15 protein-coding genes are annotated in these 16,420 nt (G+C 52.3%); 10 read left to right on the forward strand and 5 right to left on the reverse strand.

The genetic code is table 11. The annotated features are described in order from the left end of the window. Window positions 1–40: 40 nt before the first annotated feature. The gene (locus EYZ66_RS03500) at window positions 41–1,600 is read right to left on the reverse strand and encodes a phosphoenolpyruvate carboxykinase (protein ID WP_009577111.1); all 1,560 of its coding nucleotides are present in this window, start codon (window positions 1,598–1,600) and stop codon (window positions 41–43) included. Between the two features lie 325 nt (window positions 1,601–1,925). Further along, entirely contained in the window at window positions 1,926–2,804 is an 879-nt protein-coding gene (gene hslO / locus EYZ66_RS03505; RefSeq protein WP_009576587.1) for an Hsp33 family molecular chaperone HslO, read from the reverse strand. 125 nt (window positions 2,805–2,929) lie between these two features. Between hslO and EYZ66_RS03510 the strand changes: the two genes are divergently transcribed. Both EYZ66_RS03510 and EYZ66_RS03515 read left to right on the forward strand, forming a co-directional pair. Next, window positions 2,930–3,808 (forward strand): DMT family transporter, encoded by an 879-nt coding sequence (locus EYZ66_RS03510; protein WP_040817071.1) that lies wholly within the window; start codon window positions 2,930–2,932, stop codon window positions 3,806–3,808. A 3-nt stretch (window positions 3,809–3,811) separates the two neighbouring features. Next, window positions 3,812–4,087, forward strand: coding sequence for a polyhydroxyalkanoic acid system family protein (locus tag EYZ66_RS03515; protein WP_009576585.1), 276 nt, complete (start codon window positions 3,812–3,814; stop codon window positions 4,085–4,087). 45 nt (window positions 4,088–4,132) lie between these two features. Here the strand turns inward: EYZ66_RS03515 and EYZ66_RS03520 are convergent, their stop codons facing one another. Beyond that, complete coding sequence (locus tag EYZ66_RS03520; RefSeq protein WP_009576584.1) at window positions 4,133–5,203, reverse strand: patatin-like phospholipase family protein; 1,071 nt, start codon at window positions 5,201–5,203, stop codon at window positions 4,133–4,135. Between the two features lie 100 nt (window positions 5,204–5,303). Here EYZ66_RS03520 and EYZ66_RS03525 point away from each other — a divergent pair, with 100 nt between their 5' ends. After that, window positions 5,304–6,182: a ZIP family metal transporter gene (locus tag EYZ66_RS03525; RefSeq protein WP_009576583.1), complete on the forward strand. Its 879-nt coding sequence runs from the start codon at window positions 5,304–5,306 to the stop codon at window positions 6,180–6,182. Here EYZ66_RS03525 and hemH read toward each other — a convergent pair whose 3' ends face one another. Next, complete coding sequence (gene hemH / locus EYZ66_RS03530; protein ID WP_009576582.1) at window positions 6,183–7,268, reverse strand: ferrochelatase; 1,086 nt, start codon at window positions 7,266–7,268, stop codon at window positions 6,183–6,185. Window positions 7,269–7,478: 210 nt separating this feature from the next. On the opposite strand from hemH, the gene EYZ66_RS03535 reads away from it, so the two are divergent. The 6 genes from EYZ66_RS03535 to EYZ66_RS03560 all read left to right on the forward strand — a co-directional run bounded on the left by EYZ66_RS03535 (window position 7,479) and on the right by EYZ66_RS03560 (window position 14,262). After that, a complete protein-coding gene (locus tag EYZ66_RS03535; protein WP_009576580.1) occupies window positions 7,479–7,805 on the forward strand; it encodes a UrcA family protein in 327 nt (108 codons plus the stop codon). Between the two features lie 197 nt (window positions 7,806–8,002). Next, a complete protein-coding gene (locus tag EYZ66_RS03540; protein WP_009576579.1) occupies window positions 8,003–9,175 on the forward strand; it encodes an acyl-CoA dehydrogenase family protein in 1,173 nt (390 codons plus the stop codon). A gap of 10 nt (window positions 9,176–9,185) precedes the next feature. Further along, window positions 9,186–10,385 carry an acyl-CoA dehydrogenase family protein gene (locus EYZ66_RS03545; protein ID WP_160195596.1) on the forward strand — a complete coding sequence of 400 codons (1,200 nt, stop codon included), beginning with the start codon at window positions 9,186–9,188 and terminating at the stop codon, window positions 10,383–10,385. Window positions 10,386–10,395: 10 nt separating this feature from the next. Beyond that, on the forward strand, window positions 10,396–11,514 hold the full coding sequence (locus EYZ66_RS03550) for an acyl-CoA dehydrogenase family protein (protein WP_160195597.1): 1,119 nt from the start codon (window positions 10,396–10,398) through the stop codon (window positions 11,512–11,514). A 35-nt stretch (window positions 11,515–11,549) separates the two neighbouring features. After that, on the forward strand, window positions 11,550–12,944 hold the full coding sequence (locus EYZ66_RS03555; RefSeq protein ID WP_009576576.1) for an ABC1 kinase family protein: 1,395 nt from the start codon (window positions 11,550–11,552) through the stop codon (window positions 12,942–12,944). Then, the gene (locus tag EYZ66_RS03560; RefSeq protein WP_009576575.1) at window positions 12,934–14,262 is read left to right on the forward strand and encodes an ABC1 kinase family protein; all 1,329 of its coding nucleotides are present in this window, start codon (window positions 12,934–12,936) and stop codon (window positions 14,260–14,262) included. Before EYZ66_RS03555 ends, EYZ66_RS03560 begins: the two co-directional genes overlap by 11 nt. On the opposite strand, the gene EYZ66_RS03565 is transcribed toward EYZ66_RS03560, so the two are convergent. Next, window positions 14,259–15,794 (reverse strand): cryptochrome/photolyase family protein, encoded by a 1,536-nt coding sequence (locus EYZ66_RS03565; RefSeq protein ID WP_009576574.1) that lies wholly within the window; start codon window positions 15,792–15,794, stop codon window positions 14,259–14,261. The genes EYZ66_RS03560 and EYZ66_RS03565 overlap by 4 nt on opposite strands. Before the next feature lie 137 nt (window positions 15,795–15,931). On the opposite strand from EYZ66_RS03565, the gene EYZ66_RS03570 reads away from it, so the two are divergent. Then, entirely contained in the window at window positions 15,932–16,414 is a 483-nt protein-coding gene (locus EYZ66_RS03570; RefSeq protein WP_009576573.1) for a MarR family winged helix-turn-helix transcriptional regulator, read from the forward strand. Window positions 16,415–16,420: the final 6 nt, after the last annotated feature.

The following is a 16,420-nucleotide window of genomic DNA, read 5'->3' on the forward strand; positions in this document are numbered from 1 at the left end:
CCCGCGAGAGCGGGCTTTTTGATTCAACGCGCAGAGTTGCTTAGCTGGCCTTGGGACCTGCCGCAACAATCGCTTCTGATACGTCAAACTTAGTAATGTTGTTCTGGAACAAATTAGCCAGAGCTTGCGCTTGTTTGTCATAGGCAGCGTCGTCACCCCAGCTCGCGCGAGGGTCGACGTACTTGGCATCAACACCCGGGATTTCGGTAGGGAAGTCTAGGTTCAGAATGTCCAGGTGTTTGGTTGGTGCTGAGGCAAGCGCTCCGCTTTGTGCTGCAGCCACAACCGCCCGAGTCACAGGGATTGGGAAGCGCGCACCCGTTCCACCAGGAGCACCTGAGCCGCCAGTCCAGCCTGTGTTGATTAGGTAAACTTGGCTGCCAAAGTCTTCGATACGACGCATTAAAAGATCAGCGTAGTCACCGGCAGGGCGAGGCATAAACGGTGCACCGAAACAGGTTGAGAACGTGGGGTGAACACCCGCCTCTGCACCCACTTCAGTCGAGCCCACACGCGCGGTATAGCCACTTAAAAAGTGGAACGCGGCAGCTTCTTTGCTGAGGATTGAGATTGGAGGTAACACGCCAGATACGTCACAGGTCAAGAAAATAACGCAGCGGGGCTCGCCCGCCGCATTTTCAATAACGCGTTTCTCGACGTGCTCTAATGGGTAGCAGCAACGACCGTTCTCGGTCAGGCTGGTGTCGCAGTAATCCGCGTGGCGGTGATCATCGAGCACTACGTTTTCGATGATCGAACCAAAGCGAATCGCATCCCAAATGACCGGTTCGTTCTTTTGGCTCAAATCGATGGTTTTAGCGTAGCAGCCGCCTTCTAAGTTAAAGACCGAACCTTTGGCCCAGCCATGCTCGTCATCACCGATCAAGTAACGCTCGGGATCGGCGCTTAATGTTGTCTTGCCTGTGCCTGACAATCCGAAGAATAGAGTAGTCTGGCCATCTTCACCAACGTTTGCAGAGCAGTGCATCGACATGACGTCTTTTTCGGGTAGCAGGAAGTTCTGAACAGAGAACATAGCCTTTTTCATCTCGCCCGCGTAGCGCATGCCCGCAAGCAGCACTTTGCGGCGACCGAAGTTGATGATGACCGTGCCATCAGAGTTTGTGCCATCGCGCTCTGGGTCGCATTCAAACGACGCAACGTTTAAGATCTGCCATTCTTCCTTGTTCCCGCTGTTGTAAGACTCGGGACGAATGAACATGTTGCGGCCAAACAGCGATTGCCACGCTGTTTCGGTTGTCACGCACACAGGGATGTAATGCTCTTTGTGCTCGCCCACGTGCAGATGCTGAATAAAACGATCACCCTCCGCCAAGTGTGCTTTGACGCGGTCCCACAGAGCCTCGAACTTATCTGCGTCAAACGGACGGTTAACACTGCCCCAGTCGATGGCGTCCTCGCTGCTGGGCTCGCGAACGATGAAGCGGTCCGCCGGTGAACGCCCAGTACGCTTGCCTGTTGTTACAAGCAATGCGCCTGTGTCAGAAAGAATGCCTTCGCCACGTTTGAGAGATTCCTCAATCAATTGCGCGGGCGTTAAGTCAGTGTACTTAGTCACCGTCGTGCTCTGTTCGGTCATGTTGTGTCCTGTCTGTGTCTGTCGAAAAGGGTTATGGCGCTCTTGTGGCACCTATATCAGTTTTTCGGTTCGAGTATTATGTCAGATCGGTGGGTGCTTTTGTTAAAAAAGTAAGTAAACGGTGCGTGCATTTATATTAAATTTTCACTAGGTTTCAGTTAATGCGAGATCAATTGCGCGGTTTCTGAGTTTTTGAATCTTGGAATGGCGCTAGCGCGCAGACTCGTGATTTGTTTTGCGAACACTCAGTGCGCTGCTTTGACCGAGCGCGTGAGTAAAATAAATGACGAGGTGGGCGCGGATTATTACCTTAACCATTCAAACACTAGTGCTGAATAGGCGTGTCAGGTTGGAGTTCAAGCTCAGAAAAATCGCTGTGATCGAAGCGGTACTGCATGTTGCAAAACTCGCAGTCGACGGTGATCTCTCCCATCTCTTGCAGCAGCGATTGAATATCGTCGCGCGCTAAAGACGCAATGGCACCGAAGCTTCGCTCGCGCGAGCACGAGCAGGAAAACTCAGCGGGTTCGGGGTCAAATAGCCGGACTTCGTCTTCGTGAAATAGACGATAAAGCAGAGTGTCTGAATCAAGCTGCAAGAGTTCGTCGTCTTTCAAGGTGTCAGCAAGTGTTGTGACGTGCTCCCACTGCTGAGCCCGAAGGGCAGGATCTTTGGTGACTTCGGGAGGGAGTTGTTGCAACAGCAGGCCAGCGGCACGCTCGCCATCGCAGGCAAGCCACAGACGGGTGCCTAACTGCTCGGATTGCTCAAAGTAAGCATCTAAGGACTTTGCAAGCGAGTCGGCCTCAAGTGTTACGATGCCTTGATAGCGATTGCCGCCGATGGGATCGATCGTGATCGCTAATTGGCCTTCGCTCATGAGTTCAGTAAATGTCTGGCTTGTGGCGTGTTCGGCACCTCTTGCGATACCTCTTAGCTTTCTGTCGTGCGTGCTTTCGGCCATGATCAGAGGGATTTGGCCGTCACCGCGAGCTTGAAGAATGAGTTTACCCTCGAACTTGAGAGTGGCGGTCAAGAGTGCTGCGGCGCTTAACATTTCGCCGAGCAAGATTTTCACGCCCGGCGCGTAAGCGTGAAGCTTGAACAATTCTGTGAGGCTGTGATCTAGCCTGACGTATTCGCCGCGGATGTCTGCATCGTCAAAAATAAACCGTTGGGTTAAATCCATGTGTTCAAAAGACATTGTGTGTTCCATGTTGGGTTTATCCAGGCGCTGCTGGTCGACACTAAGAAAAGAAATAAATAGTTCAGGTGCTGATACACGCGTGCATTATACTACGCGCCCTTCGTTTATGCGCGATCACTTTTATGACGGCGACAGGTAAGTGGTTTATTTATGTGGTAACGGTGTTGATCTGGGGATCGACTTGGTATGCCATTGAGTTGCAGTTGGGTGTTGTGCACCCTGTGGTTTCCATTGCTCACCGGTTCGCTGTTGCTGGCGTGGTGGTTTTAGTCGGACTCTCGATTAGCGGACGCTTGGTGCGAATTCGGTGGCGCGACCAACGATTTTTGATGCTGCAGGGGCTTTTACTCTTCAGCGGGAATTACATTTTTATTTACACGGGAACCCAAACGCTGCCGTCGGGTTTGGTGTCATTGGTATTCTCGATGATGGTGATTACTAACATGGTGGCGGGTCGAATTTTTATGAATTTGCCGCTCAGTTGGTACGTGGGTGTCAGCGGCCTCGTGGGCATGGCCGGCATTGCGTTAATATTCACCCCCGAAGTGGCCAGCTTCTCGTTGGCGGATGAGTCGTTAAATGCCATGTTTTTGTGCTTTATCGGCACCTGCTTGGCCTCATTGGGCAATATCGTTGCGGCCCGTAATATGCGCGAACGATTACCACCCCTCCAGTGCAACATGATGGGAATGCTGTATGGGTCTGGTAGTTTGTATCTTTTGAGCTTGGTTATGGGCTTGCCGATTACTATCGAGTGGAGTTCTCAGTATCTTGGGTCACTGTTTTATCTAAGTCTGATCGGTTCGGTCGCTGCATTTTGGTTTTACGTCACCTTAATTGGCGAGGTAGGGCCGTCGCGCGCTGGGTATATCGCCCTGTTAACCCCCCTGGTGGCGCTGGTAATTTCGGCGGTTTTCGAGGATTATCAGTGGACTTGGTATGCCACTGCTGGGCTTGTCTTAGTTTTGGGTGGTAATTTCATTGCAATGCGGCGCGATTAAGCTATGGCCAAAATTAAAATTACGCATAAACACACGCGATCCGATGATGAAGTCGTCGAGGCAGCTAAGGGCTTAGCTGAGCGTCTGGAAAAAGAGCACGGGCTGATTTGTGAGTGGTCTGATCACAGCGCGACTATGAAGGGCAAGGGCGTATCGGGACGTTTGCTTATCGCACCGGGTCGAATCGATATTGAGGTGACATTGGGGCTGGCAATGTCTTTGTTTAAAGGTCTCGTCGAGAAAGAAATGCGTGACTATCTGGTCCGTCATTTAAGCTAGCGCCAAGGCCGCTTGATGCATTTCTGGCACTAGGCCTCTCAGGTCTTACAGGCTTCGCTCGACGAACCGAACGGGGTTGGCGTCGTTTATCACCCTTAACCAGGCCTCTGCGAGCATCTCTCCGCGCTCGACCACCGTTTGCCAATAGCGTTGCCGCATGCCCTGATCAAACCGTCTGAAGTCGCTGCGATCTGGAATTTTTGCATGGGGCAGTTTGCTGATGTAACGCTGACTGGGGGCGATTAAGACGAGCTTGTCGACAGAGCGCGGGTCGAGTTTGCGGGCCCTGCGCATTTTATCGAACCACCCAGGTGTTATTTGATTGGTGAAATGTGGGTATAGCACTAAGCCGTCGCCATGATAATCACGCAAGTCAAAATGATAATCGATAATGCCGCCATCCCAATAATGACCTTGAGGGGCGCCGTGGATATTCGATTCGCCCACCAAAACTGCGGGTATGGAGCTGCTGGCGTGGATGGCGGGCGCGATCGCGTCGTCGATTAAGGGCACCCAATGGGTATCAAACCCGGTGAGGGGCAAAGCCTCTTGCGGAGTGGGTCCTGAATGAAACACCACGCGTTGAAAGTGTTTTTGCAAGCGCGCTCGAGCTAGGGTATTGCCGATTGCAGCGCCCAGCATGTGACGGCCCACTCGCACTGGGTTGTTGGGGTTGACGGCCGAGGGTGCCCGAGCTGTAACGATGCGGGTTCTGAGTTTATGCTCGTCTAAAATGGCTCGTTTGCCTTGCTTGCCCAGCAGATCAGACAGCATGTCTCGGGTGACTTGACTGATTTCGGCGGTCGTTGGTTTGCGGTCGTACGTTTGATGAATGTATGGGTCCAGAAACGCTTGCATCGCAGCCGCACTATCGGCTTGTGCTAGGTAGGCGTGACGCCAACACCCAATCGAAGAGCCCAGAGCAGTAAGGGGGGTTGAGCGTTTTTCAAGCAGGGTTTCGTTGAGTGCCATATCCAGTTGGCATAAGACCAACCATTTTGGCCCTCCCGACGCGCCCACAAGTAAATCGAACAAATCACTGTTCCAACCTTGCTCTTGCAGGCGCTTGAATGCAGTAGGGCCGGCGTAGATATCGAGTGGGAAGGGCTGAGTCATGACTATCGCTTAGTAAAACATGAATGGACGAGCTTACAGCGCGTTGTGGTTATGGGATAATAACGCGTTAACGCCAGCGCGTCATTGCTTGGAGGCATGCTTGATCACGGCTTGGAATACACTGTTGTTTTACTGCGGGGCTATCGCGATTGGCTCCTACGCCGGCGGTATGTTGCCGCGCCTGATCACCATGACACATACTCGAACGCAGCTGGCAATGAGCGCGGTATCAGGCTTGATGCTAGGCGTAGCCTTTTATCATTTGTTGCCTCACGCGTTGGCCGAATTTGGTGAGGGCTATGGTATTGACGACGTGGTCTGGTGGCTCATGATTGGTTTAGTCAGTATGTTGCTGTTGCTGCGGTTGTTTCACTTCCACCAGCACGATTTTACGCCTGCGGCTGACCACAGCCATTGCGATCATGATCATCATTCGCATCACCACGATCACGATGTGACGACGCCAGCAGCGGTAAAAGTGCACCCAATGAGTTGGCTCAGTATTGCCTTTGGTTTGAGCGTGCATACCATCATTGATGGGGTGGCGCTGGGCGCTGTTGTTTTGGCTGAGGGCGCAAGCTCGACCCATGTCGCGTGGGTGGGTCTGGGCGTGTTTGTGGCCATTTTATTGCACAAGCCCTTAGATGCCGTCTCCATTGCAACGCTTGCCCGAGCCGCGGGCCTAAGTATGAATGGCCAGCGTACCGTGAATCTGATTTTTGCCTTGATGTGTCCTTTAGGTGCCTTACTGTTTTACTTTGGATTTCAATCGTTGGATGGGATGGCGCCAGGTCTGTTGGGCGCAACTCTGGCCTTCGCTGCTGGCGCCTTTGTCTGTATCGCGTTGAGCGATTTAATTCCCGAGGTTCACTTTCACAGTCACGACCGTCTGAAGCTGAGCTTTACGTTCTTGCTCGGTATCGCAGTCGCTTACGCTATCGCCTTTATCGAGCCCGCCAGTTTACACGCAATGCACTAGCTATTGTTTGGCGCCCAGGGCTATTGCCAGGTCCTGCGTTTGCTGGGCGTCTTGCGTTTGAGCAGTCAACCAATCTTTGGCTTGTTCTTCGATTAAGGTTCGCATGAGTTCTATATGATCGGGCTCGGCATTTAAACACGGAATATATTCATAGCGTTCGCCGCCCGCTTCTAGGAAATACTCGCAGTTCTCACCGCCAATTTCTTCGATCGTTTCTAGACAGTCACTGGAAAACCCCGGGCAAATAATCTGTACGCTTTTAACGCCCTGCTGTGGCAAGGCTTTCAATGTTTCGTCGGTGTATGGCTGCAACCAAGGGTCGCGACCAAAGCGACTTTGAAATGTGGTCAGATATTCGTTCGGTGCGAGCCCAAGCTGCTCTGCAATGAGACGCGTGGTTTTGTGGCATTCGCAGTGGTACGGATCGCCGTTCTCCAAATATTTTTGCGGCATGCCGTGATACGAAAATAGCAATTTATCGGTTCGTCCGTGCTCTGCCCAATGTGCTTTGATTCTGTTGGTGATCGCATGAATGAAACCGCTGTGGTCGTGATAGTGACTGATAAACCGAAAATCTGGTAGCCAGCGTCGCTGTTTAAACTCATCGGCGATAGCATCGAAGGTCGATCCCGTGGTGGCTGCACTGTATTGCGGATACAAGGGTAGAACGATGAGTTTGCGCACGCCTGCTGAGAGCATCTTATCGATTACCGATCCAATGGAGGGTTGCCCGTAGCGCATAGCGACATCCACTATGACCTGATCACCATAGGGTTCTGCCAGAGCGCACTGAAGTGCTTTCGCTTGGTTTAGGCTGTGAGTCAGCAAAGGCGAGCCTTCGTCGGTCCACACCTCGGCGTAGGCAGCCGCAGAACGCTTTGGTCGAACGCGCAAGATAATGCCGTTTAGGATCAGCCACCACAGAGGTCGAGGTACTTCCACCACTCGCGGGTCCCACAAAAATTGCTTTAGATAAGGACGTAAAGCTTTCGCCGTAGGTGCTTCGGGTGTGCCCAAGTTGGTCAAGAGAACACCCACACGGCCATGCTGATTGTGTTTAAAGTCGGGGTAGCCGTGATATTTCATAGGGGTTTCCTGTTGTCATTGTCTTCGTCAAGCTTACATACGGCTGCAAGTGCTCTTAGGTTCAAAACACTTTGGCGCGCAGAGCACTGGCTTCATCGTGCCAGGGCTGTTGTTGATCGTTTGGCGTATTCGATAAAGCACTGTTCGCGCTTATTGTAACTCCCGTGGTCGCCAATAACACAGTGCGACGAAAATTGAAGGAGTGTAATTATGAAGAGTTTTATTCGATATACCGTAATGGCTTTTGCCTCAGTCTCCATTGTGGCAGGTGCAGTACAGGCAACGGCTGATGAGGCCCCAGTGCAGCTGCAAGCGGTAAACGCCATCAGTGTGTCCTATGCGGACCTGAATCTCGATTCAGTCGCTGGTCGAGATACCTTGCAAAAGCGTATTGATCGGGCCGCCGAGAAGGTGTGTGGGCCTCAGTCAACACGCCTGGCGGGTAGCTTATCGCGCGCAGTGAAAGCCCAAGAATGCTACGAGCAAGCGCGCTCAGATGCGATGACTGCGGTCGAGCGAGGTGTTCAGTCTTTGTAGTTGTTATCTAACCAGTACTCCCCGGTATTGGTGTCTCCATTGGCCGCTATATGCGGCCTTTTTTTTGAGTTAAGGCTCAGTTTTTAGACGGTTTTAGACCTAGCAAAATGACTTCGGGGTGTTACAGTAAGACGCTGATTTGAATTTAACGAATAATAATTCTCTATCCAGTTTGTTTTTGTGAGGTAACCGAAACAATGTCTCTCGATTTTGATAGCGCTCGAATGTACAACCCTAACATCACTGAGTCGCATATTGCCTGGCGGGATCAGTTGCGCCGTTTTATGGATACCGAAGTTATTCCCTTCGTGGAAGAGTGGGAAGAGGCCTGCGAACTGCCCCTGTCATTATGGCCCAAGGCTGCTGAAATCGGGCTGCTAGGCATGGGCTACCCCGAAGAGTTCGGTGGTATTCAAGAGGGTATTGACGTTTGGCATTCGTGGATTGTTAACGAAGAGCTGGCGCGAGTCGGAGCCGGCGGTGTTGGCGCGAGTTTAATGGTGCACGGCATCGGCTTGCCGCCCGTGATTAATTTTGCTCGACCTGAAGTCAAAGCGGCAGTAGCACCGAAAGTCCTGGCTGGCGAGGCGTGGATTTCGCTGGGTATTACAGAGCCCGGTGGCGGTTCTGACGTGGCAAGTTTACAGACGACAGCTCGACGCGACGGTGATGAGTACGTGGTCTCGGGGTCTAAAACGTTTATTACGGGCGGGATGCGCGCCAATTGGGTCAGCACGGCGGTACGAACCGGTGGTCCTGGCCCTGGTGGAGTGTCGATGTTATTGATCCCCACTGATGCAGCGGGATTTTCTCGAACGCCGTTGAATAAAAAACAGGGCTGGTGGGCGTCAGATACTGCGACCTTGTATTTTGATGAGGTTCGGGTGCCCGTGACCAACTTAATTGGCGAAGAGAACCAGGGCTTCAAGGTCATCATGCACAATTTTAATTCAGAGCGCATGGGAATGGCGGCGCAAATGGAAGCTGCCGCGCGGGTCTGCTTGGAAGACGCGGTTAACTGGGCGCGGGAGCGCAAAACCTTCGGTAAGCGTTTGGCAGATCACCAGGTCATTCGCCATAAGATCTCGGCCATGAAGCAAAAGCTGAACGCGACGCAAGCCTACATTCGTGCCTGTTACGAGCAAATTGAGATAGGGCAACCCAATGCGGCAGACATTGCGCTGTTAAAAGTGCAAGCGAGCGAAGTCATGGAGTTTTGTGCTCGCGAGGCCATGCAAATTTTGGGGGGTGCCGGCTATTTACGTGGCAACCGCGTAGAGCGTATCTATCGCGAAGTCAGAGTTAACGCAATCGGCGGGGGGTCAGAAGAAATTATGCGTGATCTCGCAGCCAGACAATATCAGTTGTAAGGGGACATTTATGGCGACAGAACAACAACTAGAAAATTTTCGACAGGAGGTCGCGGCGTGGATGAAGGCCAACAAGCCCGCTGACCCCGGGTTTTTGCTACCGCAAAGCTTTATGGAAGTGGGCAGCGAGCAACAACTCGATTTTTTACGCGAGTGGCAATACAAGCTCTGGTCTGCCGGCTATTTGGGCATGGCGTGGCCGAGTGAGTACGGAGGACAAGGTGCTGAGCCGGTCTTTCAAAGTATTGCCGACAAAGAAATGTCCAGAGCGTCGGTACCCATTGCCTTTAACGTAATTGGCTTAGGTTGGGCCGGCCCTCTAATTAACGACGTAGGCACTGAAGAAGAAAAACGAAAGTACCTCAAAGGTATTTTGACTGGTGAAGATATTTGGTGCCAAGGTTTTTCAGAGCCCGATCATGGCTCAGACCTAGGTTCTGCGCAGTGTCGCGCTGTGCGCGACGGCGATGAATATGTCATCAATGGCAGCAAGATTTGGACCACCATGGGCAACTACGCCAAATATATGATCTTGCTAGCGCGCACTAACCCGAATGCCGAGCGTAAGTATGACGGCCTATCTTTCTTCTTATCACCGATGAAAGTACCCGGTGTCGACCCAAAGCCTATTCGCAAATTAACAGGCGAGTATGGATTTACTCAGACCTACTTTAACGATGCTCGTATACCAGCGTCTTGTCTGATGGGTGAAGAGGGTAAAGGCTGGCAACTTGCGATGCAGACGCTGCAGTACGAGCGCGGCGCGGAAGCCGGTGCAGCTGGCGGCTTATCGATGGTGCGCATTGCTTTCGAAGACATGATCGAGATGTTACAGGGTAAGCAGCGGGATGGTGTAGAGGTACTAGATGATCCGGTTGTGCGCGACGAGCTTATGCAGTTACTGATCGAGGATAAGGCCATCAGTATTGGTGAAAAGCGTGCTCATATCGGGGCACTGAATAATGATTTCAGAATGTCGCTCCCGCTCTCAACGAAACTACGCTGGACCGAACACGCTCGCCGTATGCGCCAGGCAGCCGTTCGCCTTCAAGGCGCTGGTGGTTCGCTCTATGTGCAGGATTCTCAGGCCATTCAGGGAGGGTTTTGGCAGCGAGCTTACATGCAGAGTTTCTCTGCTACGATTGGCGGCGGAACGTCGCAAGTCCAAGCCAATATCGTTGCCGAGCATGTGCTTGGTTTGCCGAAATAGGGGAAGCGTAATGGATTTTGGTAAAACACAAATAAGCTTTAGTGAAGAGCAAGCGATGTTGTTGGATGCCGCGCAAGGTCTGTGTGCGGATTTGTCGCCCATTGATAAGGTGCGTTCCCTACTGGAAGACGACACAGGCTATGACGAGGCTGCTTGGCAGCAAATGGTGGAGATGGGCTGGACTGGGCTTGCCCTGCCTGAATCGGTCGGCGGCTCAGATTTTGGCCTCGGCGCATTGGTACCATTGTTTGAATGTATGGGCAAAAGGTTACTGACAACGCCATTGATGAGCACCGTGCTGGCTGCTGAATGTTTACGTCGGACAGGTGACCCAGCGGCGCATACATCGCTAGAACAGATCGCCGCTGGAGCAAAAGCGACGGTGGCTTTCGTAGAAGCTGACGACTGGGGTTCACAGGGTGTCACGACACGTATTGAAGATGGTAAATTGCAGGGCTCGAAACGTCATGTGGCCGATGCTGCCGATGCTGCCATTTTGGTCATTCCAGCCATGCGCGAAGGCGTCAAAGTTCTCGCTATTGTTCGTGGTGACCAGATCGATGCCGCGTGCCGCACCAAACACGATGTCTTGGACGCCACCCGCCGTGCGCAATCCATTACTTTGGATATAGCAGAAGCCGACATTACGGTGATTGCGAGTAATGTCGATAGAGCGCTTGAAGAGACGCAGCTCATTGGTGCCTTGTTGGTAGCTGCTGAGTCAACCGGTGCTGCGGTGTCATGCTTAAATGTGACGGTCGATTACCTAAAAACGCGCAAGCAGTTTGGTAAGTTGATTGGTTCGTATCAAGCGCTAAAACACCCTAGTGTCGATATCTTGTGCGCCATCGAATCAAGCAAATCTTTGATTTATCAAGCGGCAACCGAGCTTCATGCGGGTGCGCTGAGTCGCGATGCGAGAATTGCGTGCCACATGGCCAAGTCAAAAGCGTCTGAAACCCTAGTGTTTGCTGGTGACCGAGCAGTGCAATTTCATGGTGGCATGGGCTTTACCTACGAATGCGATGCACAATTGTATTTGCGCCGAGGTCTGTGGGCTCAGCAAGCGTTCGGTGACCCAATGCATCATCGCAAGCGCCTCGCGCAATTGATTCTTGATGACGAGTAAGTCCGAAATAGGCCCTTACTCGTAAGTAAGGGCCTATGACGAAAAAATCTTCTAAATCTCTACTTGCTGGCTTCGGGCGCGGTCTGGGCGTGGGTCTAGCTGGTCTGCGCGCCGGCGGTGCGCTGGCCGCCGATTCCCTAATTAATCGCGCCATGGGTAAAGACCCAGGCCAGTCAGATTTTGCGGTGAACGAGGCTCGCCGGTTTGTGTCCGAACTCGGTAAAATGAAAGGCAGCTACGTCAAAATAGGGCAGATGATGGCGCTACTTGGCGAGCATTTTTTGCCGTCTTCTTTGATAGTGGCTTTGCGAGACTTGCACGATGCGACCGAGCCTCTGCCGTATGTAAAGCTGTTGCCTCAGCTGCAGTTGATCCCTGGTTTTGATGAGCTAGACATCGATCCGAACCCATTAGCGGCTGCGTCTTTGTCACAAGTTCATCGCGCAAAGATACAAGATACCGGGGAAGAGTTGGTGCTGAAAATTCAGTATCCGGGACTGGCCGATACCATTGATACTGACTTTGATGCCGTGGTGAAAATGCTGACGGTGGCGCGTTGGTTGCGCTCGGGCCGTGAGCTGGATGCCTGGATACAGACGCTGCGCGAACAACTTCAATTAGAAGTGGACTATCAACGTGAGGCAATCGCCACGATGACCATGCGTGAGCAGCTAGAGGCCGATTCATCGCATTCGTATTGTGCCGTTGCGGCCCCCAAAGTCTACTCGCAATACAGTACGGCGCAGGTGCTTGCCTTATCTTACGAGCCCGGTGTCAGCGTTGATAGCCCGGCTTTGTCTACATGGTCTTTGTCTAGGCGCAATGCGCTAGCTCAAGCGATGCTGGACCTGTTCTTCAAAGAACTGTACGCCTGGGGTGTGCTGCAGACTGACCCGAATTTAGGCAATTACTTAATCCGCCCCAAAGCACGCGGTGACCGTCAATCGCTTGATACGCTTGTGCTGTTGGATTTTGGCTCCACGATCGCGTTTGAAGAAGACTTTTTGGATGCTTTAGGCAGAACGATTGCTGCGGGCCAGGCTCAGGACCGATCGACGCTCATAAACGCTTTGATTGACTTAGGCTGTTTGAGCGCATCGAGTCATCCCGAGGCACGCGAGAGCTTTGCGGATTTTTGTTTACAATTGCTCGAGCCCTTGCGCCCCCCAGAAGAGCTGCCGTCGGAGTATCTTGACGACCAAGGACGCTATTGTTGGGCAGAGTCGAACCTGATGCGACGCGTGGCACGCATGGCGGCACAGTCGGTGAAACACAAACATTTCGCGACACCGACACGGCAGTTCGCTGTGATTGCTCGAAAACTGACAGGCGTATTTACCTTCATTTGCATGTTAAACCCTAGATTTAACGGGCATGCGATTGCACAAAGCCACATCCATGGCTGGTTGGAGAGCAAACATGGCAAGTGATCATAAACCGCCCAAGCAAAAAGCCTTGCCCGCCAGCCGGTTTGCGCGTCTTGGCCGCATGGCGCGCCTCGCCAGCGGCGTAGCCGGTGGCATGGTTGCCGAGGGGGTGAAACAGTGGTCAAAGGGGCAGCGACCCTCGATGCGAGATTTACTGTTGACCCCCAACAATGCTGAGCGCGTAGCGGAGCGCTTAAGTGAAATGCGCGGCGCGGCGATGAAGCTGGGTCAAATGCTGTCGATGGACACCGGTGATTTTTTACCCAAGCCTTTGGCCGATGCGCTCAGTCAACTGCGCGCTGAGGCACACACCCTGCCACAAAAGCAAACGCGCGCGACGTTGAAGTCAATTTACGGTCTCGATTGGCCCGAGTTGTTTGCCCGATTTGACATCGAGCCCTTTGCTGCGGCATCCATAGGTCAGGTGCATAAAGCTCAGCTGCACGATGGTCGTGACATTGTGGTTAAGCTGCAATATCCCGGGGTATTAGCCAGTATCGATGCCGATGTCGACAACATGGCGACCTTGTTGCGATGGTCTGGCTTGGTACCTGAGCAGGTCGACGTTGCACCGTTATTAGAGTCGGTGAAGAAGCAGCTCAAAGACGAAGCCGACTATGAGCTCGAGGCGAACCATTTGCGAAGCTTTGGTCAGGCGTTAAAAGAGGACGCGCGCTTCTGGGTGCCCGACACGGTTGCTGAACTCTCGAATAAGCAGGCTTTGGCCATGAGCTTTGTCCCTGGCGAACCGATAGAGTCGCTAGAGCATGCCGAGCAAGGCACGCGTGACAGGGTCATGACGGCCTTGATTGAGCTACTGCTGATCGAGCTGTTTGAATTGCGTCTGGTGCAAACCGACCCCAACTTTGCCAATTACCGCTACGACTACCCATCGGGCCGAATTGTCCTGTTGGATTTTGGTGCAACTCGTGCGTTCAAGGCAAAATTTGTGAATGATTATCGCAGCTTAGCCAAGGCCGCGGTGGCTGGGAATACGGCTCGAATGTTGGCAGCGGCTGATCGTTTGGGGTATGCCATTGGGGATACCGAGGGCCCTTACCGCGACTTAATTCTGGATGTATTTAATATTGCATTGGAACCTTTGAGCACACCTGGCGTTTATGATTTTGGCCAGTCGGATATGCCACAGCGAATGATGGCTTTGTCGAATAAGATTACTGAGCACAAAGATTTTTGGCAGGCGCCGCCCGCCGAGGCTATTTACTTCCATCGTAAAATCGGTGGCATGTTTATGTTAGCCCATCGTCTACAGGCTCGCGTGCCTGTTTACGATCTGTTTCAGGCGGCGATAAAGTCCTAGAGCGATTCCATGCGATCGAGTAATTGATCGGCCCACTGAACGATGCTTTCGCGTTCGTCTGCTGCGCGTTTGCGCCATTGACCAGTGATCAAGCCCATTCTGGGGTTTTTGCTCAAGCTGTCCAGATGACGATCAATGAAGCGCCAGTACAAGCTGTTATAGGGGCAAGCTTTAGGTCCGGTTGTGAGTTTGGGGTCGTAAGGGCACTGCTGACAATGATTGCCTTGCTTAGCAATGTACTTGCCTGAGGCCGCATAAGGCTTGCTAGCCATAATGCCGTCATCCGCGTTTAACGCCATGCCTAACGTGTTGGGCAGCTCCACCCACTCGTAGGCGTCTACGTACATGGCCAGATACCAATCGCAGACTTCAGAGACTGACAAACCTGCGAGTAAACTGAAATTACCGATGACCATGAGTCGCTGAATATGATGGGCATAACCCGTAGCCAAGCTTTGCTGAATACTTTTATGTAGGCAGCGCATCTGAGTGTTGCCGCTCCAAAACCAAGATGGGACTGGCCTAGCGGCGTTCCACGTGTTCAGTGTGGCGTAGCGTGGCATGTGGTACCAATAAATCCCGCGCACATACTCTCGCCACCCAATGATCTGGCGGATAAAGCCTTCAGTCGCCGCCAGGGGGGCACTGCCCGCTCGGTAGGCGGCTTCGGCTTGATGGCAAACGTCGGCAGGCTCTAATAAGCCCGCATTTAAATACAGGCCGATCAAGCCGTGGAACAGCGTGGTCGACTCTTCAGCAAGCGCATCTTGGTACTGTCCAAACCGCGGTAAGAAGTTTTGTATGAATTGCGCTAGATGCGCCTGTGCTTGGGTTGCATCGGTCGCGTACGAGAATTGTGTTAGATCACCGGGATGATCGCTAAAGCATTGTTCGACGGTGTTGATCACGGTTTGGGTGGTTGCGTCGATGGGAAATTCTATGCGTTTGGGGATGACATCTTTGTTGCGCCAGCCCGACCGGTTATCTGCATCGTAATTCCATTGCCCGCCAACGGGTTGATCGTCGTCCATGAGGACGTTAAGACGCTTGCGCATACCGCGATAGAAATACTCCATACGAAACGTTTTCTGACGGTCAGCCCAGGCTTTAAATTCGGTGTGTGAACACAAAAATCGGCGATCTTCATGCACAACACAGGGCACGCCCAGTTGGTCGGCCCATGTCTCTATTTCGCGCTTGAGTCGATATTCTCCTGGCTCGCATAGATGGACAGCGTCAAAGATTGGTTGCGAGACCAAAGTAGTTTGTACGGCTTCGAGTAGCGTTTTAACTTGCTGATCAATCGTAAAATAGCGCACTGAATAGCCTTTACTACGAGCTTGGTCAGCGAATTTGCGCATGGCGGCAAATAGGAAGGCAATCTTATGCTTGTTGTGGCGAACGTAGGTCGCTTCCTGTGCAACTTCAGCAAATACCAGTGTATCGGTATCGGGCGATGAGTCTGACAACGCAGGCTGTTGCCATGAGAGCTGATCGGCGAGTATAAGTATTAGGCGTTTTGTTTTAGTCATGGTGGTTGTACGCGAGCTTTGAAAGATCGGTCTATCTTGAGGTTTAAATTTTGCGTAAAGCGCTTTTTAGGTCGAAATTTCTTGTCTCGCGTGGTACAACTTAAGTAGTTTTACATCAAAGTATTTATGGGTGGATTATGTCAGTTGAGCAAGAGCTGCTGATTGCGTTACGTCGAATTATTCGTGCTATTGATTTGCACTCAAAAAAGTTGAATCGAGAGGCCGGTTTGACAGGTCCGCAATTGGTGATTTTGCAAACGATTGACCGACTTCCTGAGGTGACGCCGAAGCGTGTTGCCGCCGAAGTCAACCTAAGCCAAGGCACCGTTACAGTCATTCTTGATCGTTTGGAGGCGCGGGGTTTGATTCAGCGTATTCGCTCCGAACGAGACCGTCGCAGTTATCAGCTGACATTATCCGAACAGGGTCGGCAGCTCTTAAGTAAAGCGCCTGCGCCTTTGCAAGATAATTTTATCGCGCGGTTTAGTCAATTAGAGCAGTGGGAGCAGAACCAGATTCTCTCCTCGGTACAGCGGCTAGCGGTGATGATGAATGCGGTCGATATTGACGCAGCCCCAATGCTTGAGATTGGAACACTACAGGCCACCCCAAGCGACTAAAATAAC

Origin of the sequence: Aequoribacter fuscus, from assembly GCF_009910365.1 — a bacterium.
In the GTDB taxonomy this organism is placed as follows: Bacteria; Pseudomonadota; Gammaproteobacteria; order Pseudomonadales; family Halieaceae; genus Aequoribacter; species Aequoribacter fuscus.